Genomic DNA, 26227 nt, shown 5'->3' on the forward strand with positions numbered 1-26227 from the left:
TGTCGATCCTCGATACTGGGCTACACCGGCTCAGACGCCGCCGCGTTCCGCATCCCGCACTTGGCCGAGGCAGAATGGGACAAAAGATTGGCATACTGACCCGGCGGATGGCTTTGCGACAGCACGCCCAAGGCCCGTGAGATTTCCCGGACAAGTTCGGGCGCATCAAGATCATGTGGATGGACGCCCAGGCGGACCGTCGTGGCAGGCTGAAGGGCGAGCGTTGCGATCCGCGACCACAGGAGCGAGCTCAGCATCCGCATCTGGGTCCGACTGGCATAAGTAATGACCGGTCCCCGCGCCAGGACACGACCGCTGGCCGGATGCCAGACCCGGAAATGATCTTCCGCGACGGGAAAGTCGAGGTCGGCAATCGCTTGCAAGGCAGCTTTGCCGTAAAGCCAGGCCGGCGCAATGAAACCGGCCACAGGGCGCCCGATGACGTCTTCGACGCGGTTGCGCCCGTCGGCCAGCAGCCTCAGGGCGGTTGCATGGTCGAGGCCTAGGAATTCACCTTCCCCAGCTGTCAGGTGATTGGCCTTGAGGCGAGACAAGGCCCCTGTATGGCGCGCGGAGTCGCGGTGCAGATAGCCATGAAGAAAAACCTCGCAACCGTCATCGGACCAGCCGCGCAGCCGCGCAGCAAAGCCACGATCGCTCTCAATCCCGCCCTCTCCGTGAAAATCGGGGACAGCGAGCAAGGCAAAGCGGCCGACACCGACATGCTCCTGCACAAGCGGAACCAGCCTTTCCAGCCGCCGCGCATGAACGGGCGTGACGTCATGAATTGATGCAAGCAGGCTGCGCACGTCGCTCATCCTGCCATCTCGTCGAACAGGCTCAGATATTGTGGGGCGATCCGCTCTATGCAGAAGCGCTCCGTCCCTGCGCTCAGCGTGCGCGCATCCCCTGTTGGCTGCGAAAGCCTGCGCGCAAGGGCAGCACCAATGTCGTCGGGTCGCCGGGACGTCACGATGTCTCCGTGAATCGGGAGCGGAAGGATTTCGCGCAGGGCCGCCGAACACGCTGTCGTCACGACGGGAAGTCCTGCGGCACGCGCCTCGATGAGGACGGCCGGATAGCCTTCATAGCGCGACGTCATCAAAAGGACGTGCGCCTGCGCCATCCGCGCCGAGACATCGGTGACATGTCCAGGCAGTTCGACGCGGTCGGCAACGCCCAGACGCCGTGCGAGCGCGAGCAGGTCTTCCCGATCCGGCCCCTCACCAAGGATAACCAGCCGTGCCGCCGTAAGGGGGGAAAGTTCTGCAAAGGCGCGAATGGCCAGTCTGAAGTCCTTCTGGGCTTCAAGTCGGCCAACGCAGAGAATGACGGGCGGGCCGCCAATCCTTTCAGGACGGGGCGCCACAAGCGCGTCCGCACTGAGGATCGGCTCATCGATGCACACGATATCGTTCCGGCCGAGCACCCCGACCGCCTCTGCCGCAAGGCCGGATGACATCGCGGTCAATCTGTCGACAGGCGCAATCAGGCGCCGCACCATGGAGCCGGCAAGACGCGCCAACCCTCCGATGTGCGAACGGGGCAGGACGGGATTGCTGAGCTTGCAAACCAGACGGGGGCGGTCTTTGCCCCAGATGCGCCCCGCAACGGCCAGCACGGGCAAATGAAAATTGCCCGGTGCGAACAGGACATCGGGAGCGTCTGGCGCAACCAGTCGGCCAAGATGTTGGCCCAGCCTCAGGCGGGACGCGAAGCCGCGGCGAATTTCGGGAGAGCAGGAACGGACTGCCACGAGTGGGGACACGAGACTGCGCGCCGTCCCGGCTTCCGTGCCGCAGAATATCGTCACGCGCCGGCCAGCCTGCGCCCAGGCATTGGCAAGCCGTATGGCAATGCGCTCGCTGCCGCCCGTTGAAAAGTCGTGAAAGACTAATGCAATGTGAGTGGCCGTCATGATGGAGCAGACGCCGCCCGAGCCCCAATACCGCACTCGCAAAGTGGCAAATCCATCAATCAGCCTGATTTCAGCCGATAGGAAATGACCATTCCCATGTGATCGGACAGCATTGAGCCATCCGGCTCACGCCCGAAGGGTATGCCAATGCGGTGCGGGACGATTGCCTCGGCAGTGCCACTTTCGAAAAACTGCCAGTCTCGGCCTCGATCAGAAACCGTGGCCACCTCGCTCCTCAACCGGTCCGGCCAGCGCGCGACCTTTGCGGCCACCGTCTGCAATGCACTCTTGAGCATCGTTGACATGCCCGGCTGCGAAGCGACGCCAATGTCGCCCGCCAGGATCTGCCGGCGCTGCATATTGCTCGCGTTGAAATCGCCCGCGAAAACGATCGGCGTGCGGGGGTCGTGATTATCCCGAATGAATCTTTCCAGCGCTTCCGCCTGCCGTTCATAGGCAAAGCGCGATCGAAGCTCCGGAGCGCCAGATGATTTCTTTGAATTCATATGTGTCGTGACAATCGTCACCGGCACCTTTTGACCGGGAACTTTCAAGGTCACCATCAAGGCACCCTTGTTGGCAAGGCAATCATACCCCGCACAGGCAAAGGCTGGAAACGCGGTCCGCTGTACGGACAGCACCGGATAGTCGGACAGAAGCTGCAATCCGCTGCCCATCCATTTGCCGAGGGTCTCGCCTGTTGCAAAGGATGAGGCCGTGGCAAACGAGATATCACTGGGCGATCGGGCCTGAGGGCCGGCTTCATATTGATCAGGCCCATCGATGACATAGCGATATCCCGATTTCGCCCCGATTTCGCGGGCCTCCTTTGTAAAGGCTTCCTGGAGGACCACGACATGCGGCTGGATGCCCGCACTCCGCAGCCGGGCGAGACGCTCCTCGATGCGCTCAAATGCACCGGGCCGGCCGGCCGCAAGCGGCCAGGGCAAGCCATGAATATTGTATGTCATGACGGAAAAGTCGCTTCCGGAAGCTGCAGCCGACACCTGCGAGCGCGCTGGCGACAACATTCGTGCGCTACCGGCTTCCGGGGCAGAGCCTGAAATTGCTCCGGCGGCCACGGTCAGCAGGACAAGCGATTGCCAAAAATTCATGCTTTTCTCTCTCATGGACATCAGCAGCGAGACGCCGGGCAGTAGAGAGAACCGCATCCGCGCTGAAAAAATTTGCGCGCGGTGCGGATATGGGTGGAGCCTGACGTCGAAGCCATGACCAGACGCTGAAACCGGCGGGGTCAGTTGGAGGATTGACATGAGCGGTGCATATTTGCGCGCGTCAGGCGCCACCCTGTTGCTCGTGCTACAGGCGAGTGCCGCCATGGCGAGCGAAGGACTGCCGGTGGCACCGTCACCCATCGCCATCGCGATACGGCAGCCATCACCTGAAAAGGCGCAGCGTCTTGCAGGCATGGTACCATCCCTGCCCGTGCAACCTGTCACCCCTTTGCCCGAAGCGGTGCGAACGTCACCCTTCACCCATCGCCTGACAACGGAAACCTCGACGCCCAAGACTGTCTCATATTCGGCCGCATTCGGCGGCCTGACGCTTTCCCTGTCAGCGGTTCGATCGAAAGCCGTCCGCATTGCCGGACTGTCCAACTTCGCACACCCGCGCTTCGCCAACTTTGAGGCTGATCTTGGGCTCGCAGCCGACCTTGGCAAGCGCGATACGCTTGGCCTTTCCGGGAATTGGGCGCTCGAGCGACGGCGACCGTCCGTGAAAGCCGGTTCACACAACCACTATGAGAGCCAGAGCCGAGCGGTGACCTTGAGCTGGGTGCATGATGACACTTTCCATCTCGCGCTCAGTGCCTTCGATGTTCATCCCTCAAGCCGCCAATCGCCCGTGGAGCGGCTCTCCGATCTTGCAGCGGGAAGCCCGCGGGCCGCCAAGGGAATCGCGCTGACGATGTTCCGCTCGATTGGCCATGATCCGGATCGCCTTTCGATCGGATTCGACATTCGGCAACAGCGCAGCGAAACGGCACTGGCCGAACGCGCAAGTCTCTACCGACCCGAAACGCGTGGACTCCTGACACTGAGGGCAAGATTCTAGCGACCGCATATAAGGCCGCGCGCCTGATGCCATGACTTCGGATCGAGAGGGAAATGGTGCCCGGGGGCGGGATCGAACCACCGACACTGCGATTTTCAGTCGCATGCTCTACCAACTGAGCTACCCGGGCATCTGCCGCAAAAGCGAAGCGCGCCTATAGTCAGGCTTCAGGGGTGCTGTCCAGCCCCGAACCGTCCTCATCTTCCTCGACCCGGGCCGGGACGCGATACGCCTCTCCCAGCCAATTGAGCAGGTCCCGATCCTTGCAGCCTTGTGAGCAGAAAGGCCGGAATTCCGCCACCACAGGCTTGTGGCATAATGGACAGGCCGACGCCGGCATCATGGCCGCCGCGCGCGATCGGCGCAGCCCGTGCAAGAATTTTCAACCAGGCAATTGTCCATCGCGCGCATCCAAACAGAGGGAAGCCTCTGTAACCCCTTCAGATATAAGGGGAGAAGCACTTTGTTCAAATCCGCACTTTTGGCGACCACCGCGGCCGCCGCCATTCAATTCGTCTCTGCCACCGGCGCACAGGCTCAGGCCGCCGATGAAGAAGCCGGCGGTCTCGAGGAGATCATCGTGACGGCCCAGAAGCGGGCCGAGAATATCCAGGACATCCCGGCCGCCGTATCGGCGATTGGCGGAGACGAACTTCTCAACCGCGGGATTGTCCAGACGAGCGATCTTGCCGGCGCGTTGCCGAATCTGCAGGTGACGTCGGCCTATGGCACGACCCAGCCCAACTTCTCCTTGCGCGGCATTTCGGTTGCAAACGAATTCTCCGCCTCCACGGCCTCGCCCGTCGGCGTCTATGTCGACGAAGTCTATCAGAGCTTCCGCGCAAGCCATGGCCAGCAACTCTATGACCTTGAACGCGTCGAAGTCCTGCGTGGTCCGCAAGGCACGCTCTATGGCCGCAACACAACCGGCGGGGCGATCAATTTCATCACGCGCAAGCCGCGCCTTGGCGATGCCGAAGGCTATCTGACCACTGGCTATGGCAATTACGATACCTATTCCCTGCAAGGCGCCGCCGAGGCCACACTTGTTCCGGACAAGTTCGGCATCCGGATCGCGGGCACCCGTTCCAAGGGCGACGGCTATACATTCAATCCCACGCAGAACAGGGATTTTGCCACAACCGATTCCCTGTCCGGCCGCATCACCGCCCGCTGGAAGCCGACGGAACGGCTGGACATTTCACTGAAGCTGTTCGGCGCCAAGGCCGACCCGAGGCAGGACATTCCCTATGGCATCGGCTATCTGCAGGGCAGGACCGATGCGGCGGGCTATTCCCGCTTTGCGCCAAGGCCCGAACTGGGCGGGCGCACCTTGCGTCGCAACGAGATCGAGGCTGATACGGCGGGAACCTATTTCGTCCGCACCACCGGCGCGTCTCTCTCGATCCAATATGACCTTGCCGACAAGCTGACGCTCAATTCGAGCACCGGATATGACCACCTCAAATATCACCTGTCGCCCTTCGACTGCGATGGTTCGCCAAACAATGTCTGCGCGATCCGCTATCTTTCGATTGGCGACAATTTCAACCAGGACGTGCACGTCAACTATGAAGGCAACGGGCTGAAACTGATTGGCGGGCTCTATTATGGTCGCGACAAGATCCGGACACGCAACGAAGAGGATTTCTTCGGCTTCCTTCGGCCGCTGCTTCTCGGGGCGGGGCTGCCGTCGAGCTTCAACAACGCCCCGATAGCGGTTCTTGGCGGCAGCGCCTTGAAGACGCTGCCGGCCTTTGCGCTCAACCCGAGCCTCACGCCCTCGTCGCCGGGATTCTGTGCGCCGGTTGTGGTCAATCCGAACGGCTTTTTCGATGCGCGCAGCCTGATCGCATTCCAGGCCGACATTGCGGCGACCAATTCGGCGGCTGGAACAGCGGCGCAGGCTGCCTGCGCCGCCGCAGGGGCGGCGCCATTCGGTCCGATCCTCGCGACCCAGCGCTTCACGATCGACCGGCCCTCGGCGGCAATCTATGGCGAAGCGGCATGGGACGTAACCGACAAGCTGACGCTCACACTCGGGCTGCGCTACACGCGCGACACCGTCAAATACAAGAATGCGTCAACCGTGCTGTTCGATCTTGGCGGAAAGACTCCGGCGGCATCACTGGTCCCCTACAGTTTCCCGTTCAATCCGAACTTCACGCCCGTCAACCAGAGCAATCGCACGGGTCGGCTGACCGGCCGGTTTGTTGCGGATTACAAGTTCGCAAAGGACATCCTGGGCTATGCGAGCTTCAGCCGGGGGTTCCGGGCGGGAACCTATAATGGCCTTGCCTATCAGGACATTCGCCAGGTCTATTTCGTCAAGCCGGAAAAGGTCGATGCCTATGAAGTCGGCCTGAAGACCCGCCTGTTCGATCGGCGGGTGCAGCTGAACCTTGCCGGTTTCTATTATGACTATAGTAACCAGCAGATCGCCCAGATCGTCGGGGCGACGTCCTTCCTCAGGAATGCCAGCGGGCGCCTGTACGGGGGAGAAGCGGAACTGGAAGTGCAGGCGGCCGACAATCTGCGTTTCGATGCCTCGCTTGGCCTGCTCAATTCCAAATACAAGGGCAACAGGATCGATCTCACCGATCCGCGCAGCCTGACGCTCAACATCAACGGAAATCCGTTCCCCAATGCGCCGGAAACCACATTTTCCGCCGGCGTCGACTGGACCCCGCTCGAGATTGGCAAGGGCAAGCTGCAGTTGCACGGAGAAACCCAGTATCAGGGTCGGTATTACTTCGACCCGTTCAAGGATTATGGGCAGAAACCCTGCAACCAGCCGGTCGCCGGAACCAAGGTTCTGCAGGCAACGCCAGAACTTGCCTGTGGCAACCCGGGCTATTGGCTGTTCAATGGCCGGATCACCTATGCAACGGATCGCTATTCGGTCAGCCTCTGGGGCAAGAACCTGACAAACAAGTTCTACTATAGCTATGGCCTGAACCTGAATGCCTTCTTCGAGGATTATCTCGTCCGCGGCGCCCCGCGAACCTATGGGGTGGAAGCGACAGTCCGGTTCTGATTGTTCGGGCAACTGGCCCGACGCCCGGCTCCGATGCCGGGCGTCAGGGCACCAGGATCGTGTCCGCCGGGACCGGCAATGTCTTCGGGTAATCGAGCGTATAGTGCAGGCCCCGGCTTTCGTGCCGGTGCAGGGCCGAACGGATGATGAGGTCAGCCACTTCGACAAGGTTGCGCAGCTCGACAAGGTCGGGCGTCACGCGGAACGCGCTGTAATAGTCCTGCACTTCCTGCCGGAGCAGGTCGATGCGGTGCTTGGCGCGTTCGAGCCTCTTGGTTGTCCGCACGATGCCGACAAAATTCCACATGAAACGCCGCAGTTCGCGCCAGCACTGCGCAATCACCACTTCCTCGTCCGAATCGGTGACGCGACTTTCGTCCCAGTCCCGGATCGGAGGGGGATCAGGCAGGCCGTCCCAGTTCGCCATGATGTGGCGCGCGCTTGCTTCGCCGAAGACAAGGCACTCGAGCAGCGAATTCGAGGCAAGCCGGTTTGCGCCATGGAGGCCGGACTGCGTGACTTCACCGGCCGCATAAAGCCCCGGCGCGTCGGTGCGCCCGTCCAGGTCGATGAGCACACCGCCGCACGTGTAATGCTGCGCGGGCACGACCGGGATCGGCTGCGTCGTGATGTCGATCCCGAGTTCCAGAAGCTTGGCATGGATATTGGGGAAATGTTCGCGGACAAATTCGGGCGGCTTGTGGCTGATGTCGAGATGGACATAATCAAGACCCAGCCGCTTGATTTCATGATCGATCGCGCGCGCCACGATATCGCGCGGTGCCAGTTCTTCCCGCGTGTCGAAGCGCGGCATGAAGCGCTCGCCGGTCGTCGGAATCTTCAACTGCCCGCCTTCGCCGCGGACCGCTTCGGTGATCAGGAAATTCTTGACCTCGAGATTGTAGAGGCAGGTCGGGTGAAATTGCATGAACTCCATGTTCGACACCCGGCAACCGGCCCGCCAGGCCATGGCAATCCCGTCCCCCGTCGCACCGCGCGGCGCGGTTGAATAGAGATAGGTGCGCCCCGCTCCGCCCGTTGCGAGGATCGTTGCGCGGGCGGTGAATGTTTCCACCAATCCGGTTCCACGGTTGAGTGCATAGACGCCGTGGATCCGCCCGCTCGTCGAAAAGCGCTGCTGGTGGCGCCCCATGATCAGGTCGATCGCAACCCGGTCGGGGACGAGTGTGATGTTGGGGTGATCGTGTGCGGATTTTTCAAGCGCCTGCTGCACCGCCCAGCCTGTCGCATCATCGACATGCACAATCCGGCGGTGCGAATGGCCCCCCTCCCGCGTGAGGTGCCACTGATCGCCTTCGCCCGAATTGAACGGCACGCCCAGTGCTGCGAGCCTTGCAATGGCTTCGGGCGCACTTTCGATGACAAATTCGACCGCTTGCCGATTGTTGAGGCCGGCTCCTGCAATCATCGTGTCTTCGATATGGCTGTCAAAGGTATCACCGGGTTCCAGAACGGCGGCAATTCCGCCCTGCGCCCAGCTTGTCGCACCGTCCGAAAGCCCGCCCTTGGCCAACACACCAACCTTGTATTGTTGCGCCAGGGTCAGGGCGGCCGTCAGCCCCGCCGCGCCGGACCCGAGGACCAGCACATCGAAACTGTGATGTTCAGCCATTGGCCGCGCGTGTCAGGTTCAGGAAGACATGCTCGAGATCCGCCTCACGTGTCGAAACGTCCGCAATGCCAAGGCCGGCCGCCTGCACGGCACCCAGCACATCCCCTGCGTTGGCCCGGGCCTTGTTGTAGGTGATCGTGAGGACACGCCCGGCCTTCAACTCAATCGATTCGAACATCGGGGATGAAGGCGCTTCGGCCAGGTCGCGGTCGACGGTGATCTCAACGACCTTTTCTTGCGCCATGTCGACCAGTTCACGCGTCGGCTTGTTGGCGATCAGTTCCCCGTGATTGATGATCGCAATCCGGTCGCACAGCTCTTCGGCTTCTTCGAGATAGTGGGTCGTGAGCACGATCGTCACGCCACCGGCATTCAGCTCCCGCACATAGGCCCAGAGCTGTTGCCGCAGCTCGACATCGACCCCTGCGGTCGGTTCGTCGAGAACGAGGATCGGCGGCGAATGGACCATCGCCTTGGCAACCAGGAGGCGACGTTTCATGCCACCCGACAAGGTGCGCGAATAGGCATTGGCCTTGTCCTCGAGATGGACGGCGCGCAGCAACTCCATCGAGCGACGGCGGTTCTTGGGCACACCATAGAGCCCGGCCTGAAGCTCGAGCGCTTCGAACGGCGTGAAGAAGGGATCGAACAGGATTTCCTGTGGGACAATGCCAATGGAGGCTTTCGCATTGCGGGGGTGCTCGTCAATGTCGAAGCCCCAGATGTTCGCGCGCCCGCCGGTCTTGTTCACAAGTCCCGCAAGAATATTGATCATGGTCGACTTGCCAGCGCCATTGGGTCCGAGCAATCCGAATATCTCGCCGCGCGGCACGTCAAGGCTGACACCTTTCAGGGCTTCCTTTCCGCCTTCATAGATTTTGCGGAGTGAATCGATGGAAATTGCGGCGTGTGTCATCGCGCCCGCTTTAACGACCATGTCCGGCAACGCAAACCACCCAGCCGCAAATCCTTTCCCGAATTTTTACCATATCCCTTCAACCGCACTTAGCCCGGGGCCGCGTAGACGGACCACATGAGGGTGGGGACCATCAGAAACTGGGTGCTCGGATTGAGCATGGTCGCCGCTGGCGCCGTGAGTGTGCCGGCGCTTGCCGCCACGCGCGCAGCCCCTGTCGAGGCGGTCACGATCAGGCCCCTGTCACTCGTCAAGACAGAAGATCTCGATTTCGGGACGCTGATTGCGGGCCCGGTCGCCGGCACGGCAACGATCAATGCGAACAGTGGCGTGCGCACGACCACAGGCGGTGTGACGGCCGCAGCAGGCGGAACACCCAAGCGCGCAGAGTTTGTCGGAGTCGCGGCCCTGGGGCTGCTGATCAATGTGGCCATCAGCGCATCGCCCACACTGACCAACGGAACCGGCGGCACGATGACAACGGCCCTGGCGGTTGAAGGCGGCACAGGTATCAGGCTTTTCCCTGGAACCGGTGTGCAGACGTTTCGCGTGGGCGGCACGCTCAATGTCGGGGCCAACCAGCAGTCCGGCGACTATGCGGGGACATTTTCGCTGACAGTCACCTATTTCTGACCCGGTTGCGCGCCTCCGCATCGATTGCTAATGCCGCGGCCATGATCCACAATCCGGAAACCGTGACCGTGAAAACCCGCAGGGTCGCCTGCGACGGCGCCAGTGACATTCCTGGCGGAACTGCCCTTGGGCATCCGCGAGTCTGGCTCGAAATCGACGAGCGCGGCTATGTCGATTGCGGCTATTGTGACAAGCGGTTTGTCCTTGCAGGCAGCCCCGCGGACACGCATTGAGCCTTCCAAGCTTATCGCGCCGTTAACCCTAACTCGTCAGCCGTTGGCGAGACTTGCGCGTTACGACTCGGCCCATGACAAACGGCATGGCCATCAAGCTTGCGATTCTGGGATTTGCCGCATTGGCATCTCTTGCCGCGCATCAGGCCCAGTCCGCACAGCAATATACGATCGTGGACGCAGATTCCGCGCCGCCCGCGCAGCGATAATCTATCCTTCGCCGTCTGGCCTTCCTATATGAAGGCAATGAGCAACTCGACCGACCCGCGCCGCTTCCTTTACAGGGATGGCAATCTCGAACCCGCAACGGCCCAGCGACTGGCAGCAGAGCTGCTGAAATCCTGCGATGACGGAGAACTCTACCTCCAGTATCGCGCGTCCGAAGCCTTTGGATTTGATGATGGCCGCCTGAAGACGGCCGACTATTCGACCGATGCCGGCTTTGGCCTGCGCGGCGTGTCCGGAGAGATGACGGGCTTTGCCCATGCCAATGAACTGAGCGAGGCGGCCATTCGCCGCGCGGGCGAGACCCTGACCCTGCTCGATCCGGCAAAGGCGTCGATGGCCCCGGCCCCCCGGCTCAACAACCGGCACCTCTATACTGACGGCGATCCGATGGGCCTGATCCCCTTTGCCGACAAGGTCGCACTGTGCCAGCAGATCGACGCCGCCGCGCGCGCACGCGATCCGCGCGTTGTGCAAGTGTCCGTCAGTCTTGCTGCAAGCTGGAGCGTGGTGGAGATCGTCCGCGCAGACGGCTTCCTGGCCACCGACATCCGCCCGCTCGTCCGGCTCAACATCAGCATCGTCTGCGAACAGAATGGCCGCCGTGAAAATGGAACCTTCGGGATCGGTGGCCGCTATCTCTATGACGGCCTGTTCGAACCCGAGACCTGGAACCGCGCGATTGACGAGGCGCTCGCCCAGGCACTGGTCAACCTGGACAGCGTTGCGGCACCAGCAGGGGAAATGACCGTGCTGCTCGGCCCCGGGTGGCCCGGCATCATCCTCCACGAAGCGATCGGCCACGGGCTTGAAGGCGATTTCAACCGCAAGGGCACCTCTGCCTTTTCGGGCCGCATCGGAGAACGTGTGGGCGCCCCCGGCGTCACGGTCGTCGATGACGGATCGATCCCGAACCGGCGCGGGTCGCTCTCGATCGACGATGAAGGCACGCCGACGGGCGAGACGGTCCTGATCGAGGATGGCATCCTCAAGGGTTATATGCAGGACCGGCTCAATGCCCGGCTGATGGGCGTGCCGACCACCGGCAACGGGCGGCGCGAAAGCTATGCCCATGCTCCGATGCCCCGCATGACGAACACCTTCATGAAGGCCGGCAAGGACGATCCCGCCGAACTCCTCTCGCGCGTCAAGTCCGGCATTTTCGCCAAGAGCTTTGGCGGCGGCCAGGTGGATATTGTGTCGGGCAAGTTCGTGTTCTCCTGCACCGAAGCCTATCGCATCGAGAATGGAAAGATCGGCGCACCGCTGAAAGGCGCCACACTGATTGGTGACGGGCCGAGCGTCCTCACCAAGGTCCGCGGCATCGGCAATGACTTTGCGCTCGACGAAGGGATCGGCATCTGTGGCAAGGGCGGGCAAAGCGTGCCCGCGGGCGTTGGCCAGCCGACGCTGCTGGTCGAAGGGCTGACCGTCGGCGGCACGGCGGCCTAGAAGGAGCGAACATGTCCGATTTCACACCGGAACTGACCGACGACCATATTGCCTTTGTCACGAAGCAGCCGGTCTTCTTCGTGGCGACCGCAGCAGAAGGCGCGCGGATCAACCTCAGCCCCAAGGGCATGGACAGTTTCCGCGTGCTTGGCCCGGGTCGCGTCGCCTATCTCGATGTCGGCGGATCGGGCAATGAAACGCAGGCCCATCTCTCGGTAGACGGGCGGATCACGATCATGTTCTGCGCCTTTGATCGACCGCCGCTGATCCTGCGCATCTATGGCCGGGGCCATGCTGTTCTGCCGCAGGACGCGGGGTGGGCGGAGCTTGCCGGGCAGTTCACGCTTCTCCCCGGCACGCGGCAGATCTTCGTCATCGATGTGGAGAGCGTCCAGACAAGTTGCGGCTGGGGCGTGCCCCTGATGACGCTGCAGGCCGAACGGGAGACGCTCTCGAAATATCATGCGCAGCAGGATCCCGACGCGCGGCTCAAGAAGCTCGGCACGCGGACGCAGAGCATCGACGGACTGCCCCTGCGCGTCCAGTCCCACTTGCCCTGGCAGGGCTGACGCGCGTGGCTCTTGTAGAATTTGCCCGATACTACAACAGTTTCGAGGCAGGGCTCGCCCAGTCGCGGCTTGCCGATTGCGACGTCGAGTCCGTCATCTTCGACCTTGAGATGTCAAACTATGCCGGCGGGCTCTCCATCCCGATCCGGCTCATGGTGCTGGAGGAAGACCTTGCCGCCGCACGCATGGCGCTCAAGATCGGCGACGAGACCTAACCGCCTTCCTTGCCTGTGCAGGCGCCCGTGCGCTTGGCATCCATTTCCATCTTCATCGACATGCCGGCTCCGGTGCCGCCATTGCCGGTGGCGGCCACAGCCATGTGATAGCGGTCCGGCGAATAGGTGCCCTTCATCGTCATCGTCCGCATCGCGCCGGCCTCCTTGCAGCTCATCGACGCATCGATAACGCCGCCGGACATGGTGAAATGATCATAGCGGCAATTGCCGCCGTCCCCGCCTGCGAAGAAGTCTTCCTTGGGCTTCTTCGCTTCGGCTTCGGTCAGGCAGGAGGTGAATGTCCTGGGCTTGCCCATCATCCCTTTCATCCGCGCCGCGGCTTCCGGCGGCATGCCGGGCATGGACATGTCGATCATGGTCATCGTCGATTCCCAGCGCCCGGGAGAGACGAACTGCCCGTCCGCCGTTGCGGCCTTCACCTTGTCGGCCACTTCTGAGGCCGAGGCGTTCTTCATGTCGACGCCCTTGTTGCACCCGCAGAGCAGAAGCGCCGGGGCGGCCAGAACCAATCCATGCTTCATCATTGTCGATTGTCCCACCAGATGACGATGAACCGCAGCATCGCGATTGCGGGGAGAATGTCCAGTACGGAGTTGCGCCGGTCCGGCAACGCGTGCACCGCCTTCCAAAGCCCGCCACGACCGGAATGGAGAGCATCATCCCGAAAAGGGATTGTCGGGAATCGATAGAAAACTGCCCAGTGCTATCTGGAGTGTATGGCGCGCGAGGCTGGCATTCCTATAACCCCGCGCGCAAAACGATGTTATATGAGCTTGCTATTGAGCCCACTGCCCGGTGCCGGAGCCCTTGCTGCCAATTCCAAGGAATGTAAACGTTCCTCGACGCCCGGCATAGCTGCCGCTTTTGCCAAAGGCCCAGCCAATACAATGAACGGCGTTGGTAGCCTTTTCTGGCGCGGTGCATCCCCAAATAACTGCATTCGAACCCGCTGCTCCGCTGCTCTCGCAAACAGTGCGTGAGTTATATGTCGTGTCATTTGGCGGCATCGTTACCCCAATGCACTTGTAGACTTCGCTGGTTTTCTTTCCGTCTGCCCACACAATGTCTGAGGTGCCTGATGTGTACAAGCCTCCAAAAGTCGTGCCATCCGTTCTGGTGCCGCCAGTCTCGACGGCTTCCTTGTCTTGCGATTGAAAGGTGAAGCTTTGGGCTTGGACGGCGGTGGCACCTGACATGGCAATTACAACGGTGCAAAATGTTGCCAACTTTCTCATGATCTTCTCCTGCTGGATAGCAAATCGGCGCGAAAGACCGAACTATGATGTCATTAAGAGTACGACAGGTCACCACTCAATGCAGATGCAACACACTCTAGTTTGAGCGGCGAGTCGGTGGTGTATGGGACGGCAGCATAAGTATAACCGCTAACCTGTCACCATTTATGTGAAACTGTCAGCATGATAGGCGGTCGGGATCGACATAGGCTGTTGCAGCCCATTTCGAGCGGGGTGCCCGCATGGTGCGTGCCGTTGCATGAGTGCGCTTTAATGAATGGTCGTTGCATCATTTTTCGGATGCCTGGTACCGACCCCATTGCTTGAGATTTGCTGCATCCTTATCTCTGACATCAGACATGGCAGACAAGGTCAAACTAAGACTGATTTGCGGGATCTGACAAAAGCCGTCGCTTGACCTCATCCACGTCGCTAGCTTGCCCGGCAATCACCAAGGCGAATAGAAGTCAGTGGCTGCGAGCCTGTTTAAGCGCCTCATTCATTTGGGGCCGGGCGCTGGCCCAAGCGAAATCGCTGCAGAGCTTGCCATCGCGGACCTCCCAAGGTGCGGCACGTGCTGGAACCGCGCAGATCTGTGCGACTGCTTCGCGGACACGCCTCTCCATTTTTCGAGCATCAGCTGGAGTAGCAAGATGCAGGTCTTCGATGCTGACCACCTTTTTTACGGGCTCAAAGCCCTTTGGAACCTTCATCTTCCCGGTAACGATAATCTCTTGCTGCTGAGCGAAGGCTGGGGCAGTTCCGAAAAGCGATACGCTCGCAAACGCGGCGATTATTAACCCTCTCATGTTTACCTGACTCCTCTCATTTGCTCTCTGAACTTGAGATAGAAATTTGGGAAACCCCAGAACCGAATTTCGCAGTCTATCATTTAGCGCTCACTGTCATTGACCTGGATCAATCTAAGTGGATCGTTGAATGAATGTCCTCAGGCATTCTTTCGAAAGGGGCCTTAAAAACGCAGCCAAGGCACCAAATATCTTGGTAAGATCTGTTGAAACTGGCGCGTTGGGATTTGCGCTGGCAAAGCCCAAGACAATGTCCGCATTCCACCCCTTAGGCGCCATCCTGATGTTGCCGCATTCGACAAACTTGCTGCCCTCACAGGGTTGCAACCGTGATCTCGAGAGCTGACGATGCGGGGGACAACTAAAGGGAACGTCCAGAATGCCCTATCTCGTTCACATTGCTTTGGTCGTTCGCGACTATGATGAGGCTTTGGCATTTTATGTTGGGAAGCTCGGCTTTGTGCTGGTCGAGGACACTTACCTCCCGGAGCAAGATAAGCGATGGGTGATAATCAAACCGCCAGGTGCGCCGAGCGAAGCAACCACAATCCTTCTCGCACGCGCATCCGATGAGTATCAAGCTAAGTACGTCGGCAATCAGGCCGGAGGTCGCGTGTTCCTATTCTTATCAACTGATGATTTCGCTCGTGACTACGCTGCTTTCACTTTAGCAGGTGTCCGATGGGTAAGAGAACCGGCCACCTACAATTACGGTACCGTTGCCGCATTCAGCGATCTTTATGGCAACCTGTGGGACCTGATACAGCACCACTGAACCTGCCTAGACATATAATGACGCGTTCGATTGACAGCTTTGAAGTCTAAAAACAGACAGTCTTCTATCCACCCCAAATGCGCCATTTCGCCGTTGGTGCCTTATCCCTGAAAACTGACATTCACGCGCACATTGCCTTGTGAATTCGGGTCAATTCTCCACTCTCTGCACCTTTGTTCTCAAAACAGCTTGCCCAGCCTCCCCCGATCCCCCACTTGCCGGGCAGATTCTCGCGTCGATATGCGCCCTCCGGCACATGGTCGATGACGTGGGCCAATGCCGCTTCGCGAGATCCCTCTGCTGATCAGATTCATCCCGGCATGATGCGGCGCTGTGAGAAGAGGCTTTCGTCAACGCGCGGTTGATCGAACTTGAATCCGGTTACGATCAGGAATTGACTCATGCCGCGGCGGGCCTAACCATGATGGACTGCCGTAACCCGGGGAGTGGCTATGCGGTTGCGTCTGCTAATTCCTCTGCTGCCGTTATTGCTGACAGCCTGCCTCTACAGCGAACGACCATTTGTCGCGCCTGCAGAGCTTGTCGCTCCCTCAGGCCTTGATGGGCGTTACTGGGTTGTCGGCAGCAACGATCTGGACGCGGGGGCCAGTATCGTGAGCTTTTCGCATGATGCTGCAGGACGGGTGATTGCCGATACCGAAGGCGTTGCCGAACATGAGGGCATCCTGCCGCCGCGTTTCGTGCGCATCGCTGAACCGGACCTTTACCTGTCGATCAACGATACGAACGAGCCAACGAGCTACTATTACATCTTCCGCAAGGAGGAGGGCGGTATCTGGAAATCGTTCGATCCCTCAATTGCCAAGCAAGCGCCATTCATGGATGCCAGGGCCAAGTATCTGGATGCTATTGCCGGACGTTACGGTTTTGCACTCGACGCTGGCGGTGAGGGCACGGCTATCAAAGGGCCTGTTTCGAACGGGCAAATTCCGGCTCTGTTTCGCGATAAAGACTTCCTGGCGGCAATCGACGTCGATCTTGATGCGACTTACCTGCCGCTCACAGGTTCCACGCCATCCGCCCCGGCCAATGGAGACCGGACCGAAGACAGTCCGACGGACGGACCCTTGGTCTTCACCGGCACTTTCTCAAATTGGCAGGGCACGGTGCAGCCACCGGGACTCGAGGGCAGTTACCTCGAAGAGTATGGCGGCTCCGGATTGGCCAAAGGGGCCACACGGTTCAAGCGACGGACAGACGGGCGTTTCGATCTGATCGCGCTGAACGATTTGGTGCGACCGGTCGCTTTTGTGCCATTGCAGGCAGATACGTGGCTGGGCATCGAGGAGCACAACTCGGTTTATAACGGCAAGCCCGATCGGCGCTACTTGCTCCATGTTCTGAAGCGGCAAGGCTTTGGATGGAGTTGGGAGGGTCTGACTTTGGCCTGGTCCTCGAAAGTACCTGAAATTGCCCGAGCACGTGTACAAGCGATAAGTGCTGCGGCCAAACGCCACGACTTTCATTTTGATGAAAATTGCCTGGCTGGTGAAACAACCCCTGAAGGACTGCTCAACCTGCTGCGTGACGGTCAATTTTCGGTTGGTATTTTGCTTTACGGCGGACTGGAGCGGACGTTTTACAGGAAGTCCGAGATCGTTCGGCGCTTTGCGAAGCCATCCAGACCCTGATGCCGGGGCAGCTGCCTTGATCGGGCAAAGACGCTGCATCTGGGGACGAAACCGACAGCGCAGGCAATGCCCGGTCAAGCCCAAGAGCGGCCGGGGCCCATCCGTCGACATCGCGCCGGCGGATGGGCCCCCTTGCGGCTAGAAACGGACGCCAAGCCCGACGACGACCTGATGACGATCGACGTCGATGTTTACATCATTGGCACCAACATCGAGATTCTTGTAGTTCGAGTAACGATATTCCGCCTTGATGAACCCGCTCGGCCCGAAGAGGTTGAATTTCTGTTCAATCCCTGCTCCCAGTCGATAGCCATCGGCTGTGCGGCCTTGTGTGAACACAGTGCCGGTGGCATCGGCGTACCGCGCGTCGAACTTGGCGTTGGTATAGCCCCCCTTGGCATAGATCATGGTTTTCGGACTGACTGCGAACCCGATGCGGGCGCCTGCATAGAGGTCGCGACCCGTTTTGAGATTCGTACTGTCGCCGATCTGGAGTACATCCACATTGCTTCCCTTGTTGGTGGAATCGCTCAATTCCCCTTCAAGGCCTGCGATGACACCGCCAAGCTGAAAATCGACGCCGCCAGCGACACCATACATGATGCCATCCGCATCACCCGTGTGTTCATAGCCGGCCAAAGCTTCGACATGGGGTCCTGTGAACGGCGCTTCTCCCTGGGCAAAAGCAGGGGTGGCAATCATTGTCGCCAAGACAACGGCAACTGACAATGGTTTCAACATCAATAAATCCTTTACGCTGCGTCCAACTCAAACATGAGGACAGCGGGCAAACACGGGTGCGCGCAAAGAGTTTCATGAACACAAGACAACAAGATGGACCGATGCCAATATACAACACTCCGCAAGTCGCTCGGCCCTATTGCGGTCAATGCGCTGGAATACCCAGCTCAGAGAATTGCGCGGCCGATATTGTCCTGCCGAAGGGGAATTACACATCTTGCAGTGTCGCGCAGAGTGTTCCGATCAAACGGGATCGGGCGTGTTTTGTGAAGACGCGTTGGTAGCTGACAAGCGGCGGAACTCTGACTAACATCGCACGCAATAGCCGTGCGCACGAACGCCCGGCAGAAGGGGGCTTGCGCCATGCGATTGATTGCACTTGCGTTCAACTTCGGCCCGATCCTGTTTGGCATCGGCTTCCTGGCACCGCTGATTGCCGCCATCCTTGGTCTTGCCGGATTGTCTGCGCCTCTTGGCCTCAGTCCGATCAAGTTTGGCCTGGTTGCCGGCGTCATCCTTGGTGCGGCGGCCCGTATGCGGAGGACATGGCTGTGGTAGAACCGGCCGTTCCCTCGAGCCTGCGCGCGCGGGAAAAGGCCATTGCCGATCAATTCATTGGCGGCTTTCCCTGGCTGATGGTCCTCTGGCCGATTGCCAACACCAGCGTATGGCTTGCGCTGTGGCCTCTTGTCTTCAGCGGGGCGCTGCCGCTCTGGGCAGGATTCCTGATTGCGACATTCAACCTGTCCGTCAGTTACCTCCCCTCGCACGAAGCCCAGCACAACATCATCTTCCCCGAAGGTTCCCGCTGGCATTGGGTCAACGAACTTGTGGGCTGGTTTTCGCTGATCCCGATGTGGACCCCGCTTTCGGTTCTCAGGGTTACGCATTACGAGCATCATCGCCACGCCAATGATCCTGAGCTGGATCCGGATTATCCCATGGCTGCACCGACCGCTCTGCAAGGGCTCGCAAAGGCCATTGTAAAGAACCAGCCGCGGCACGATCGCTATGGCGCGACGCTGCAGCGGCTCGGGACGCCGGCTGCCGCGCAGGCCATGCTTCACGGCCTGCTTGCCCGGGCCTCCTTATACACCATTCTCGCCGTCCTCGCCTGGAGCGGCCATGTTTGGGAAGCACTTTTCCTGTGGTGGCTGCCCATCAAGATCAGCTCAGTCTACATCAATTTCTACCTCAGCTGGGCACCGCACCAGCCGATGACGCAGACGGGCCGATATCGCGATACACGCTCATTCCGCAGCCTGTGGGGAACGATCGGGTCTTCGGGGATGCAATACCATATTATCCACCATCTCTATCCGACCATCCCGCTTTATCGCACCCCAGCCGCCTTTCGCGCACTGCGCCCGATCCTTGAGGAACGGGGCTGCGACCTTGGGGGGATGTAGAGCCGAATCATAACGACTCAAGCCAGAGCAACCCTCACGAAAAAAGGCCTTTCCTATTCGCTGTGAATCTGCTCCATCCTGCGTGATGAAGCGCAGTGCCTTCCCCTCCCGCATCGCCCCCGTCCCAATGATTGCGCGGCCGGTATTATTCTACCGGAGGGGAGTGACAAATTTGACAAGTTCCGGAACGGGTCGGGAAAGCGCCTTGCCGCGCTTTCCTTGTAAAGGGGGTACGCGATGCCCATATCCCGCTTATGTCGTTATGCTCGGTTGAGCAGATTATTGTCGGGCGTTGATCGCCATCCTGCGGGCGACTCTTGTCATCGGGAAAAACCACCATTGAAAGGACAAGGTCGTGGCCAAATCGCAAAAGAAATCCAACCGTGAAGTCCGCAAGCCCAAGGCCGAAAAGCCGAAGACAAACGCATCCAATCCGTCTGACAAGCGCGGCCTGGTTCCCGGCCTCGACAATATGAAGCGCTAGGGCCTGCGCGCATGCGTCCTTCGGCCATCATGTGCAGGCAGCAGGAAGCCCTTCAGCTGGCCAAGGCGCAGAGCGAAACGCTCGAAAGCCGGCGGGCGATTGCCCTGACCGCGGCAAAGGCCTGGGGCTTGGCGGCGAAGGCAGCGGACGAGCGGGATTCAAAGCAGACGCCGCTCGACAAGCTCGACGCGGAAATCGCGCAGGAATTCCTTGACGAAGATGCCGAGCTTGCAGCCGAAGCGCTCGGTGGAGACCCCGTCACCGACCCTTTGGCGGCAGATCCCACAGGGCGCGTCCATAATTTTCCGCCGCCTCTTCCCAAACCAGAGAGACATGGGTGACGCCCACATCGATATCCCGCTTGAAACGCTGGATCGGATTGCCAAGGTAGACAGAGGTCGCCCCCGCCATCAGCGAGAGCTTGCTGGCCACCTCGCCCATGCGGCGCGAGACATAGGCCGCATCGCGGTGCGAGGCATAGGCGTCAATCGGTGCGGGGGCTTGTCCCGCTTCTGCCCATCTGTTCAGCTCGTCCATCCGGTGGCGCATGATGAGTTCGGCGGCGTGGATGTCCGTCAGGGCCTCGGTCAGCCGGATCTGGTTGGCGACCCGTTCGACCTGGAGTTCGCCGGTGAAGAGGCCTTTCTTGCCAATAAGCGTCGTGCGCACGGCCTCTGCCATGCCCGAGGCCATGCCGACCAGCGCCGCCGGGATGCCCCAGACGGCGGGCCAGGCAAAGGGCAAGCGGCCCATCGGAATGCCGAGCGCCTTGCCGCCCGGCGTCGTCCCCATGGCAACGTCCATGCCCGAGACACGGCGGTGCGCAGGCACGAACACATTGTCGAGGATCAGGTCCTTGCTGCCGGTGCCGCTCAAGCCGGAGACGAACCAGTCATCCTCGATCGTCGCATCACTGCGCGGGATGAGCATCCAGTCAAAGCAGGTCGGGCTGGGTTTCATGATCAGGAACCAGTCCGCAAAGTCACAGCCGCTCGAGAACTTCCAACGACCGCTCAACCTGGCGCCGCCGTCGACTTCGGTCATCTCGCTCTTGGTCGCAAAGGACACGGTCGAGCACAGCCGATCGTCGCTGCCGTCCCAATACTCGTCCTGCGCCTGCATCGGAAAAAGGCTGACCTGCCAGTTATGGATGACGAACAGATTGGTCACCCAACCGCTCGACCCGCAGGCCGTCGCAATCGTGCGGATCACTTCCACAGCAGTATCGGGGCCCAGTTCATATCCGCCAAAGCGTTTGGGCTGGAGAATCTTGGGGAAGCCCGCCGCCTTGAAATCCGCGACCGTTTCATCGGGGAGGCGCCGGTTCTTTTCAGCGTCTGCCGAACGTTCCCGCAGGGCGGGCAAAAGAGCCTGCGCCCGCGCAATCATGTCTGCCTTTGTGGGAAGGTCCGACTGGGCCCTGACTGCACCGACTGCCATGTTCATGGTCTTATCCCCTCGCTTATTGCACGCCCGCCTGGGCACTTGGCGTCACTTTGCCAGAGACAATCGCGACGAGACATAGGGACAAATACTAGGACACTACGTCCCGAGGCGCCATTGCCACGCCCGCTCCGACATCCTATGTTCCTGATATGTCCTTGACCATCCGCACCACACTTGACGAGCCGGAAACCGGTCAAGCCTTCATCCCGCACCGTCCGGAACGCCCACCCAAGGCCGATGGCGGCAAGCAATTCAGGATTGTGAGCGAGTATCAACCGTCCGGGGACCAGCCAACGGCGATTGCCGAACTTGTCGCCGGCATCAATGCACACGAACATGATCAGGTCCTGCTGGGCGTGACCGGTTCGGGCAAGACCTTCACCATGGCCAAGGTGATTGAGGCGGTGCAACGGCCAGCCTTGATCCTTGCCCCGAACAAGATCCTCGCGGCGCAGCTTTATGGCGAATTCAAGAGCTTCTTTCCGGACAATGCGGTCGAATATTTCGTGTCCTATTACGACTATTATCAGCCCGAGGCCTATGTCCCGCGGTCCGACACGTACATCGAGAAGGAAAGCTCCGTAAACGAAGCGATCGACCGGATGCGCCATTCGGCAACGCGCGCCTTGCTGGAGCGCGACGATGTGCTGATCGTGGCATCGGTGTCGTGCCTCTATGGCATCGGCTCGGTCGAAACCTATTCGGCCATGATCTTCGACCTGAAGAAGGGCCAGAGCGTCGACCAGCGGGAGATCATCCGGAAGCTGGTGAGCCTGCAATACAAGCGCAATGATCAGGCCTTCGCCCGCGGCAATTTCCGTGTGCGGGGGGACAATCTGGAACTCTTCCCGTCGCACTATGAAGACACGGCGTGGCGCATTTCCTTCTTCGGCGACGACATCGAAGAGATTGTCGAATTCGATCCGCTGACGGGCAAGAAGGTTGCATCGCTCGATTATGTCCGCGTCTATGCAAACTCGCACTATGTGACGCCGGGCCCGACCCTCAAGCAGGCCATGGAAGCGATCAAGCTTGAACTGGCGGAACGACTGAAGGAGCTCGTCTCCGAAGGCAGGCTGCTGGAAGCACAGCGGCTTGAGCAGCGGACCAATTTCGACCTTGAGATGATTGCCGCCACCGGAAGCTGTGCGGGCATTGAAAACTACTCGCGCTTCCTGACTGGGCGCCTGCCGGGCGAGCCGCCCCCGACGCTTTTTGAATATCTGCCCGACAACGCATTGCTTTTCGTCGATGAAAGCCATGTGACGATCGGACAGGTCAATGGCATGTCGCGTGGTGACCACAGGCGCAAGCTGACCTTGGCCGAATATGGCTTCCGCCTTCCTTCTGCTATCGACAATCGCCCATTGCGCTTCAACGAGTGGCAGGCGATGCGCCCGCAGACGACCTATGTTTCAGCGACGCCCGGCAATTGGGAAATGGAGCAGACCGGCGGCGTCTTTGTCGAACAGGTAATCCGGCCCACCGGCCTGATCGATCCGCCTGTGACCATCCGACCCGTCGAAGACCAGGTGCAGGATTGCATCAACGAATGCCGAAAGACAGCCGAAGCGGGCTATCGGACACTCGTCACCACGCTGACCAAGCGGATGGCGGAGGATCTGACCGAGTTCATGCACGAAGCGGGTTTGCGCGTCCGCTACATGCATTCCGATGTCGAGACGCTCGAGCGCATCGAACTGATCCGTGACCTGCGATTGGGCGTCTATGATGTCCTCGTCGGCATCAACCTGCTGCGCGAAGGGCTGGACATTCCGGAGTGCGGGCTCGTGTGCATATTGGATGCAGACAAGGAAGGGTTCCTGCGATCCGAAACCTCGTTGATCCAGACGATTGGCCGCGCGGCGCGCAATGTCGATGGCCGCGTCATCCTCTATGCCGACCGGATGACGGGCAGCATGGAACGCGCCATCGCCGAAACGGATCGTAGGCGGGAAAAGCAGCTCGCCTACAATACCGCGCACGGCATCACGCCGGAGACAATAAAGCGTGCGATTGGTGATATCATCAAGGACGTTGCCTCGCGCGATCAGGTGACGGTGGAGATCGAAGACGGGCCGGTACACATGGTCGGCCATAATCTGCGTGCCTATATCGAGGAACTCGAAAAGAAGATGCGTGCGGCGGCGGCCGATCTCGAATTCGAGGAAGCGGGCCGCTTGCGCGACGAAATTCGCGCGCTGGAACAGAGCGAACTCGGCATTCCGGTCGACCAGCAAAAACTGCCGATCATGGGCCGCAGCAATGAAGGCAAGCCCGGCACGCGCAAGACGCGCTTCGGGAAAACGCAACGCAAATTCGGGCGCTAGCGCACAGCTCCCTGCAACAACAATCTTGGCACCAAGACTATGGCCCCGAGGAGCGGCCAGCGGCGCTGCCAGGGCTTTATGGCGATCTGGGTCCCTGCGTGGCGGTTGATTTTCCAGGCGAGGTAATCGACACCGCCTGCAAAGGTGAAGCTTGCCTTGGCCAGCCGGACAACGGACATCAGCTTGCCGCGCCTCTGCAAGCTTCGCCAGCGGCGCTCAGCCGCTGGACGATCCAGCATCGTTTCGGGGATCGCTTCTCCAAAGCGTCGATAGCGCTCGGGGTCGGCGTCAACAATCGAACCAGACCGGTCTTCGCGTTCGGCGCGCAATTCAGCGCGATAGGTCTGGGCAAAACCTGCGCGCCAGATATCGAGCGGATCGCATGAACCAGCAATCGGTCGCGCAAACCGAAACAAGGTCGGTGCCGCATCGGCGACGGCTGCAACCACAGTGTCTCGAGCAGCATCGTCGGCCGCCCAGACCAACCGGCTTGGCTGTGCAAAGCGCGCCCAGACGGAGACGGTCGTCGCGGCAGGGCCATTGAGGATGGCAAAATCCCGTTCGCTGAGCACCGCATATTTTGCAGCAAGCCCTGCATGCGCAAACGGGAAGACGTTGGGCGGTATCAGGCGGTTCGCTGTGGCCAGCCAGCTGCCCGGCCAGGCTTCCTCATAGTCGGAGACAATGAGGTAGAAATCGAGCATGAGCCCGTCCAGTTCCTGCTGCCGCAGGCAGGATCCGTAGAAGAGCACGGCCCGGGCCGCGTGCCCAAAGTCCGCAGCAATTGCTGCAGCCATTGCCGAGACGCGCGGATTGACGGGCTCCGCCAGCTCGGCAGAAACAAGCGCGCGAAGGTCGCTCACGCTGCGAGGCGGAGGAACGATACGGGCGGCGTCGATCGCAGGACGATCGGCCTGCCTTTCAGCGCATGAAATTCCTCACCGTCAAGAATGACGCTCGATCGTTCGCTTTCGATGCGGATGACATCGCCCTGCTCCACATGCACGCCAACGACAGGCCGGTCTCCCAGCTGGCCCCGAATGCTTGCAATGAGCGCCTTGAGCAAGGCTAGCGGAGACTGGTCAACGGCCATCAGCTTCAGGCCGGAAGCGCGGCCGCCAGATTTGCCACCGAGTAACATCTTTTCGAGCGTCGTAACGATCAAAAAGGCAAAACGCTGCGAAGATTGACCCTCGCGGATCAGGGAAACACGAACGGGCTGGGGTGCGGGTGGCAGATACTTGCCACGAACGCCGAATATTGCAGAAAACAGAACCAATATGCCTGCAAGAACGTGACTCACGCCGTTGGGCAAGCCGAGCGGATAGATCTTGTTGCGGCAGAAAAGGATGGTATCGGCGAGGCCGGCACCTCCAAGGAACATGCCGAGCACCGGCCGATTGATGGCGGTCTCACCTTCAGTCAATGCAATCAGCTCGCGCTCCACAACATGCGGGCGAAGATCACTCTTGGCAAGCATGGCAATCCGCTCAAGCGCAACAAGCGGATCGCCAGATGAACCAAGATCAAGTGCAATCAGATTGGTCTTGCCATTGGGCAGCACGGCAACAGGCGGAACTTCCCGCCCGAACTGGCCGCCATTATACAGCTCTGTCAGCGTTGCCTGCACGGTGCCATCGCCACCATTGATGACGAGCACCTTCGGTCTGACCCGCGCAATTGATTCGAGCGCATCGGCAATCTGGCTGACATGTTCCACTTCATAGTGAAACATGTCGGGACGCCCCGCGCAAAAGGCGCGAATCCTGGGAAGCATGTCACGGTTGCCGGTCGAGCGGGGGTTCGACAGGAGCGCGACAGCAACCATTTCAGCGGCCCGACGTCATCTGCACAGGCTTGATTGAACCGCCCGAGAGATATTTGAGGACGACCGTGATCGTCGTTACACCTTCATTCACGCGGACAGAAACCTTGTCAGCGGCAGGCTTGCGTTTGAAGAGCACATCAAAAAGCGAAACTTGCGGATTGCCCGAAGCCCCCGCCCCATCTCCCCTGTCGGTTTTGCCCGCGCCATCGACATCATGCCGAATATCGACGGCATAGGTGCCGGGCCCAGGAACGGGCATGCAGATGGAGACAGGCCCGGCGGAAGGGACATCCGTGAGCGTGCGTTTCAGAACATATTTCTTGTCAAACCAAGTCGCGGGATTGCCCCCAAACGTGCGCGCACGCACAGTCCCCGCGCGGTTCTTGAATCCAACGACATTGACAAGAATCGCCGGCCCATCGCCGCGCGCACACGTTGCCGCATCCGGACCCAAAATCGTCGCTGCAGCGGGCGTCGCGAATGCCGGGGCAAACACGAGCGAAAGGCCAACCATGCAGCTGCGAAATTTCAACATGACCAACAGACTCCTCAAGGCTATATCCGGCATTACGCCACCGAAAATCCCTGTG

At 60.2% G+C, this 26227-nt stretch carries 29 protein-coding genes and 1 tRNA gene; 15 read left to right on the top strand and 15 right to left on the bottom strand.

Features of this window, described 5'->3' with window-relative positions; all coding sequences use genetic code 11:
- Positions 1 to 20: 20 nt before the first annotated feature.
- From K0O24_RS03510 to K0O24_RS03520, 3 genes are read right to left on the bottom strand one after another with little or no spacing between them, the layout of a single operon-like run.
- Entirely contained in the window at positions 21 to 818 is a 798-nt protein-coding gene (locus K0O24_RS03510) for a polysaccharide deacetylase family protein (RefSeq protein WP_219894465.1), read from the bottom strand.
- The gene (locus K0O24_RS03515) at positions 815 to 1918 is read right to left on the bottom strand and encodes a glycosyltransferase (protein WP_219894466.1); all 1104 of its coding nucleotides are present in this window, start codon (positions 1916 to 1918) and stop codon (positions 815 to 817) included. Before K0O24_RS03515 ends, K0O24_RS03510 begins: the two co-directional genes overlap by 4 nt.
- Positions 1919 to 1977: 59 nt before the next feature.
- Entirely contained in the window at positions 1978 to 3033 is a 1056-nt protein-coding gene (locus K0O24_RS03520) for an endonuclease/exonuclease/phosphatase family protein (RefSeq protein WP_219894467.1), read from the bottom strand.
- 157 nt (positions 3034 to 3190) lie between these two features.
- Between K0O24_RS03520 and K0O24_RS03525 the strand changes: the two genes are divergently transcribed.
- Positions 3191 to 3994, top strand: a complete 804-nt coding sequence (locus K0O24_RS03525; RefSeq protein ID WP_219894468.1) for a hypothetical protein — start codon at positions 3191 to 3193, stop codon at positions 3992 to 3994.
- Between the two features lie 54 nt (positions 3995 to 4048).
- Here K0O24_RS03525 and K0O24_RS03530 read toward each other — a convergent pair.
- Together K0O24_RS03530 and K0O24_RS03535 are read right to left on the bottom strand one after the other, a co-directional pair.
- Positions 4049 to 4124 (bottom strand) — tRNA-Phe (locus K0O24_RS03530).
- Between the two features lie 30 nt (positions 4125 to 4154).
- A complete protein-coding gene (locus K0O24_RS03535; RefSeq protein WP_219895449.1) occupies positions 4155 to 4334 on the bottom strand; it encodes a DNA gyrase inhibitor YacG in 180 nt (59 codons plus the stop codon).
- 123 nt (positions 4335 to 4457) lie between these two features.
- On the opposite strand from K0O24_RS03535, the gene K0O24_RS03540 reads away from it, so the two are divergent.
- A complete protein-coding gene (locus K0O24_RS03540) occupies positions 4458 to 7031 on the top strand; it encodes a TonB-dependent receptor (protein ID WP_246611115.1) in 2574 nt (857 codons plus the stop codon).
- 43 nt (positions 7032 to 7074) lie between these two features.
- Here the strand turns inward: K0O24_RS03540 and nadB are convergent, their stop codons facing one another.
- Both nadB and K0O24_RS03550 read right to left on the bottom strand, forming a co-directional pair.
- Positions 7075 to 8664, bottom strand: a complete 1590-nt coding sequence (gene nadB / locus K0O24_RS03545; protein ID WP_219894469.1) for an L-aspartate oxidase — start codon at positions 8662 to 8664, stop codon at positions 7075 to 7077.
- On the bottom strand, positions 8657 to 9580 hold the full coding sequence (locus K0O24_RS03550) for an ABC transporter ATP-binding protein (RefSeq protein WP_219894470.1): 924 nt from the start codon (positions 9578 to 9580) through the stop codon (positions 8657 to 8659). Before K0O24_RS03550 ends, nadB begins: the two co-directional genes overlap by 8 nt.
- A gap of 123 nt (positions 9581 to 9703) precedes the next feature.
- Here K0O24_RS03550 and K0O24_RS03555 point away from each other — a divergent pair, with 123 nt between their 5' ends.
- From K0O24_RS03555 to K0O24_RS03575, 6 genes are all read left to right on the top strand, one after another.
- Positions 9704 to 10213 (top strand): DUF4402 domain-containing protein, encoded by a 510-nt coding sequence (locus K0O24_RS03555; RefSeq protein ID WP_219894471.1) that lies wholly within the window; start codon positions 9704 to 9706, stop codon positions 10211 to 10213.
- A gap of 41 nt (positions 10214 to 10254) precedes the next feature.
- Positions 10255 to 10446, top strand: a complete 192-nt coding sequence (locus K0O24_RS03560; protein ID WP_219894472.1) for a zinc-finger domain-containing protein — start codon at positions 10255 to 10257, stop codon at positions 10444 to 10446.
- Positions 10447 to 10532: 86 nt separating this feature from the next.
- Complete coding sequence (locus tag K0O24_RS16855; RefSeq protein WP_281421692.1) at positions 10533 to 10655, top strand: hypothetical protein; 123 nt, start codon at positions 10533 to 10535, stop codon at positions 10653 to 10655.
- 37 nt (positions 10656 to 10692) lie between these two features.
- Entirely contained in the window at positions 10693 to 12123 is a 1431-nt protein-coding gene (tldD, locus tag K0O24_RS03565; protein ID WP_219894473.1) for a metalloprotease TldD, read from the top strand.
- An 11-nt stretch (positions 12124 to 12134) separates the two neighbouring features.
- The gene (locus K0O24_RS03570; protein WP_219894474.1) at positions 12135 to 12692 is read left to right on the top strand and encodes a pyridoxamine 5'-phosphate oxidase family protein; all 558 of its coding nucleotides are present in this window, start codon (positions 12135 to 12137) and stop codon (positions 12690 to 12692) included.
- A 5-nt stretch (positions 12693 to 12697) separates the two neighbouring features.
- Positions 12698 to 12907, top strand: a complete 210-nt coding sequence (locus K0O24_RS03575) for a putative signal transducing protein (RefSeq protein ID WP_219894475.1) — start codon at positions 12698 to 12700, stop codon at positions 12905 to 12907.
- Here K0O24_RS03575 and K0O24_RS03580 read toward each other — a convergent pair.
- From K0O24_RS03580 to K0O24_RS03590, 3 genes are all read right to left on the bottom strand, one after another.
- Positions 12904 to 13452 carry a DUF3617 domain-containing protein gene (locus K0O24_RS03580; protein WP_219894476.1) on the bottom strand — a complete coding sequence of 183 codons (549 nt, stop codon included), beginning with the start codon at positions 13450 to 13452 and terminating at the stop codon, positions 12904 to 12906. The genes K0O24_RS03575 and K0O24_RS03580 overlap by 4 nt on opposite strands.
- Before the next feature lie 252 nt (positions 13453 to 13704).
- Positions 13705 to 14163 (bottom strand): hypothetical protein, encoded by a 459-nt coding sequence (locus tag K0O24_RS03585; protein WP_219894477.1) that lies wholly within the window; start codon positions 14161 to 14163, stop codon positions 13705 to 13707.
- Between the two features lie 467 nt (positions 14164 to 14630).
- Positions 14631 to 14972 carry a UrcA family protein gene (locus K0O24_RS03590; protein WP_219894478.1) on the bottom strand — a complete coding sequence of 114 codons (342 nt, stop codon included), beginning with the start codon at positions 14970 to 14972 and terminating at the stop codon, positions 14631 to 14633.
- A gap of 379 nt (positions 14973 to 15351) precedes the next feature.
- On the opposite strand from K0O24_RS03590, the gene K0O24_RS03595 reads away from it, so the two are divergent.
- Positions 15352 to 15747, top strand: a complete 396-nt coding sequence (locus K0O24_RS03595) for a VOC family protein (RefSeq protein ID WP_219894479.1) — start codon at positions 15352 to 15354, stop codon at positions 15745 to 15747.
- Between the two features lie 452 nt (positions 15748 to 16199).
- Positions 16200 to 17399, top strand: coding sequence for a hypothetical protein (locus K0O24_RS03600; RefSeq protein WP_219894480.1), 1200 nt, complete (start codon positions 16200 to 16202; stop codon positions 17397 to 17399).
- Between the two features lie 138 nt (positions 17400 to 17537).
- Here the strand turns inward: K0O24_RS03600 and K0O24_RS03605 are convergent, their stop codons facing one another.
- Positions 17538 to 18140, bottom strand: coding sequence for an outer membrane protein (locus tag K0O24_RS03605; RefSeq protein WP_219894481.1), 603 nt, complete (start codon positions 18138 to 18140; stop codon positions 17538 to 17540).
- A 363-nt stretch (positions 18141 to 18503) separates the two neighbouring features.
- Between K0O24_RS03605 and K0O24_RS03610 the strand changes: the two genes are divergently transcribed.
- From K0O24_RS03610 to K0O24_RS03620, 4 genes are all read left to right on the top strand, one after another.
- On the top strand, positions 18504 to 18698 hold the full coding sequence (locus tag K0O24_RS03610) for a hypothetical protein (RefSeq protein WP_219894482.1): 195 nt from the start codon (positions 18504 to 18506) through the stop codon (positions 18696 to 18698).
- The gene (locus K0O24_RS03615; protein ID WP_219894483.1) at positions 18686 to 19549 is read left to right on the top strand and encodes a fatty acid desaturase; all 864 of its coding nucleotides are present in this window, start codon (positions 18686 to 18688) and stop codon (positions 19547 to 19549) included. Before K0O24_RS03610 ends, K0O24_RS03615 begins: the two co-directional genes overlap by 13 nt.
- Positions 19550 to 19904: 355 nt before the next feature.
- On the top strand, positions 19905 to 20033 hold the full coding sequence (locus tag K0O24_RS16860) for a hypothetical protein (protein ID WP_281421693.1): 129 nt from the start codon (positions 19905 to 19907) through the stop codon (positions 20031 to 20033).
- An 11-nt stretch (positions 20034 to 20044) separates the two neighbouring features.
- A complete protein-coding gene (locus K0O24_RS03620) occupies positions 20045 to 20374 on the top strand; it encodes a hypothetical protein (RefSeq protein WP_219894484.1) in 330 nt (109 codons plus the stop codon).
- Here K0O24_RS03620 and K0O24_RS03625 read toward each other — a convergent pair.
- Positions 20292 to 21479: an acyl-CoA dehydrogenase family protein gene (locus tag K0O24_RS03625; protein ID WP_219894485.1), complete on the bottom strand. Its 1188-nt coding sequence runs from the start codon at positions 21477 to 21479 to the stop codon at positions 20292 to 20294. The two genes, K0O24_RS03620 and K0O24_RS03625, sit on opposite strands and share 83 nt — an antisense overlap.
- A gap of 149 nt (positions 21480 to 21628) precedes the next feature.
- Here K0O24_RS03625 and uvrB point away from each other — a divergent pair, with 149 nt between their 5' ends.
- Positions 21629 to 23809 (top strand): excinuclease ABC subunit UvrB, encoded by a 2181-nt coding sequence (uvrB, locus tag K0O24_RS03630; RefSeq protein ID WP_219894486.1) that lies wholly within the window; start codon positions 21629 to 21631, stop codon positions 23807 to 23809.
- Here the strand turns inward: uvrB and K0O24_RS03635 are convergent.
- The 3 genes from K0O24_RS03635 to K0O24_RS03645 are packed head-to-tail and all read right to left on the bottom strand — an operon-like array spanning position 23806 to position 26172.
- Positions 23806 to 24672, bottom strand: coding sequence for a hypothetical protein (locus tag K0O24_RS03635; protein WP_219894487.1), 867 nt, complete (start codon positions 24670 to 24672; stop codon positions 23806 to 23808). The genes uvrB and K0O24_RS03635 overlap by 4 nt on opposite strands.
- Positions 24669 to 25637 (bottom strand): diacylglycerol kinase family protein, encoded by a 969-nt coding sequence (locus K0O24_RS03640; protein WP_219894488.1) that lies wholly within the window; start codon positions 25635 to 25637, stop codon positions 24669 to 24671. Before K0O24_RS03640 ends, K0O24_RS03635 begins: the two co-directional genes overlap by 4 nt.
- Before the next feature lies 1 nt (position 25638).
- Positions 25639 to 26172 carry a DUF2141 domain-containing protein gene (locus K0O24_RS03645; protein WP_246611116.1) on the bottom strand — a complete coding sequence of 178 codons (534 nt, stop codon included), beginning with the start codon at positions 26170 to 26172 and terminating at the stop codon, positions 25639 to 25641.
- Positions 26173 to 26227 lie beyond the last annotated feature (55 nt).

Source organism: Aquisediminimonas profunda (genome assembly GCF_019443285.1).
GTDB classification, from domain to species: domain Bacteria; phylum Pseudomonadota; class Alphaproteobacteria; order Sphingomonadales; family Sphingomonadaceae; genus Aquisediminimonas; species Aquisediminimonas profunda.

Excerpts from the sequence above, each read along its gene's own strand:
- K0O24_RS03605 (WP_219894481.1), bottom strand. The coding sequence starts at position 18,140 with ATGTTGAAACCATTGTCAGTTGCCGTTGTCTTGGCGACAATGATTGCC.
- K0O24_RS03640 (WP_219894488.1), bottom strand. The coding sequence starts at position 25,637 with ATGGTTGCTGTCGCGCTCCTGTCGAACCCCCGCTCGACCGGCAACCGT.
- K0O24_RS03625 (WP_219894485.1), bottom strand. The coding sequence starts at position 21,479 with ATGAACATGGCAGTCGGTGCAGTCAGGGCCCAGTCGGACCTTCCCACA.
- K0O24_RS16855 (WP_281421692.1), top strand. The coding sequence starts at position 10,533 with ATGGCCATCAAGCTTGCGATTCTGGGATTTGCCGCATTGGCATCTCTT.
- uvrB (WP_219894486.1), top strand. The coding sequence starts at position 21,629 with ATGTCCTTGACCATCCGCACCACACTTGACGAGCCGGAAACCGGTCAA.
- tldD (WP_219894473.1), top strand. The coding sequence starts at position 10,693 with ATGAGCAACTCGACCGACCCGCGCCGCTTCCTTTACAGGGATGGCAAT.
- K0O24_RS03510 (WP_219894465.1), bottom strand. The coding sequence starts at position 818 with ATGAGCGACGTGCGCAGCCTGCTTGCATCAATTCATGACGTCACGCCC.
- K0O24_RS03615 (WP_219894483.1), top strand. The coding sequence starts at position 18,686 with ATGGCTGTGGTAGAACCGGCCGTTCCCTCGAGCCTGCGCGCGCGGGAA.
- K0O24_RS03585 (WP_219894477.1), bottom strand. The coding sequence starts at position 14,163 with ATGAGAAAGTTGGCAACATTTTGCACCGTTGTAATTGCCATGTCAGGT.
- K0O24_RS03560 (WP_219894472.1), top strand. The coding sequence starts at position 10,255 with ATGATCCACAATCCGGAAACCGTGACCGTGAAAACCCGCAGGGTCGCC.
- nadB (WP_219894469.1), bottom strand. The coding sequence starts at position 8,664 with ATGGCTGAACATCACAGTTTCGATGTGCTGGTCCTCGGGTCCGGCGCG.
- K0O24_RS03620 (WP_219894484.1), top strand. The coding sequence starts at position 20,045 with ATGCGTCCTTCGGCCATCATGTGCAGGCAGCAGGAAGCCCTTCAGCTG.
- K0O24_RS03535 (WP_219895449.1), bottom strand. The coding sequence starts at position 4,334 with ATGCCGGCGTCGGCCTGTCCATTATGCCACAAGCCTGTGGTGGCGGAA.
- K0O24_RS03525 (WP_219894468.1), top strand. The coding sequence starts at position 3,191 with ATGAGCGGTGCATATTTGCGCGCGTCAGGCGCCACCCTGTTGCTCGTG.
- K0O24_RS03595 (WP_219894479.1), top strand. The coding sequence starts at position 15,352 with ATGCCCTATCTCGTTCACATTGCTTTGGTCGTTCGCGACTATGATGAG.
- K0O24_RS03550 (WP_219894470.1), bottom strand. The coding sequence starts at position 9,580 with ATGACACACGCCGCAATTTCCATCGATTCACTCCGCAAAATCTATGAA.
- K0O24_RS03645 (WP_246611116.1), bottom strand. The coding sequence starts at position 26,172 with ATGTTGAAATTTCGCAGCTGCATGGTTGGCCTTTCGCTCGTGTTTGCC.
- K0O24_RS03600 (WP_219894480.1), top strand. The coding sequence starts at position 16,200 with ATGCGGTTGCGTCTGCTAATTCCTCTGCTGCCGTTATTGCTGACAGCC.
- K0O24_RS03520 (WP_219894467.1), bottom strand. The coding sequence starts at position 3,033 with ATGAATTTTTGGCAATCGCTTGTCCTGCTGACCGTGGCCGCCGGAGCA.
- K0O24_RS03580 (WP_219894476.1), bottom strand. The coding sequence starts at position 13,452 with ATGATGAAGCATGGATTGGTTCTGGCCGCCCCGGCGCTTCTGCTCTGC.
- K0O24_RS03590 (WP_219894478.1), bottom strand. The coding sequence starts at position 14,972 with ATGAGAGGGTTAATAATCGCCGCGTTTGCGAGCGTATCGCTTTTCGGA.
- K0O24_RS03570 (WP_219894474.1), top strand. The coding sequence starts at position 12,135 with ATGTCCGATTTCACACCGGAACTGACCGACGACCATATTGCCTTTGTC.
- K0O24_RS03610 (WP_219894482.1), top strand. The coding sequence starts at position 18,504 with ATGCGATTGATTGCACTTGCGTTCAACTTCGGCCCGATCCTGTTTGGC.
- K0O24_RS03515 (WP_219894466.1), bottom strand. The coding sequence starts at position 1,918 with ATGACGGCCACTCACATTGCATTAGTCTTTCACGACTTTTCAACGGGC.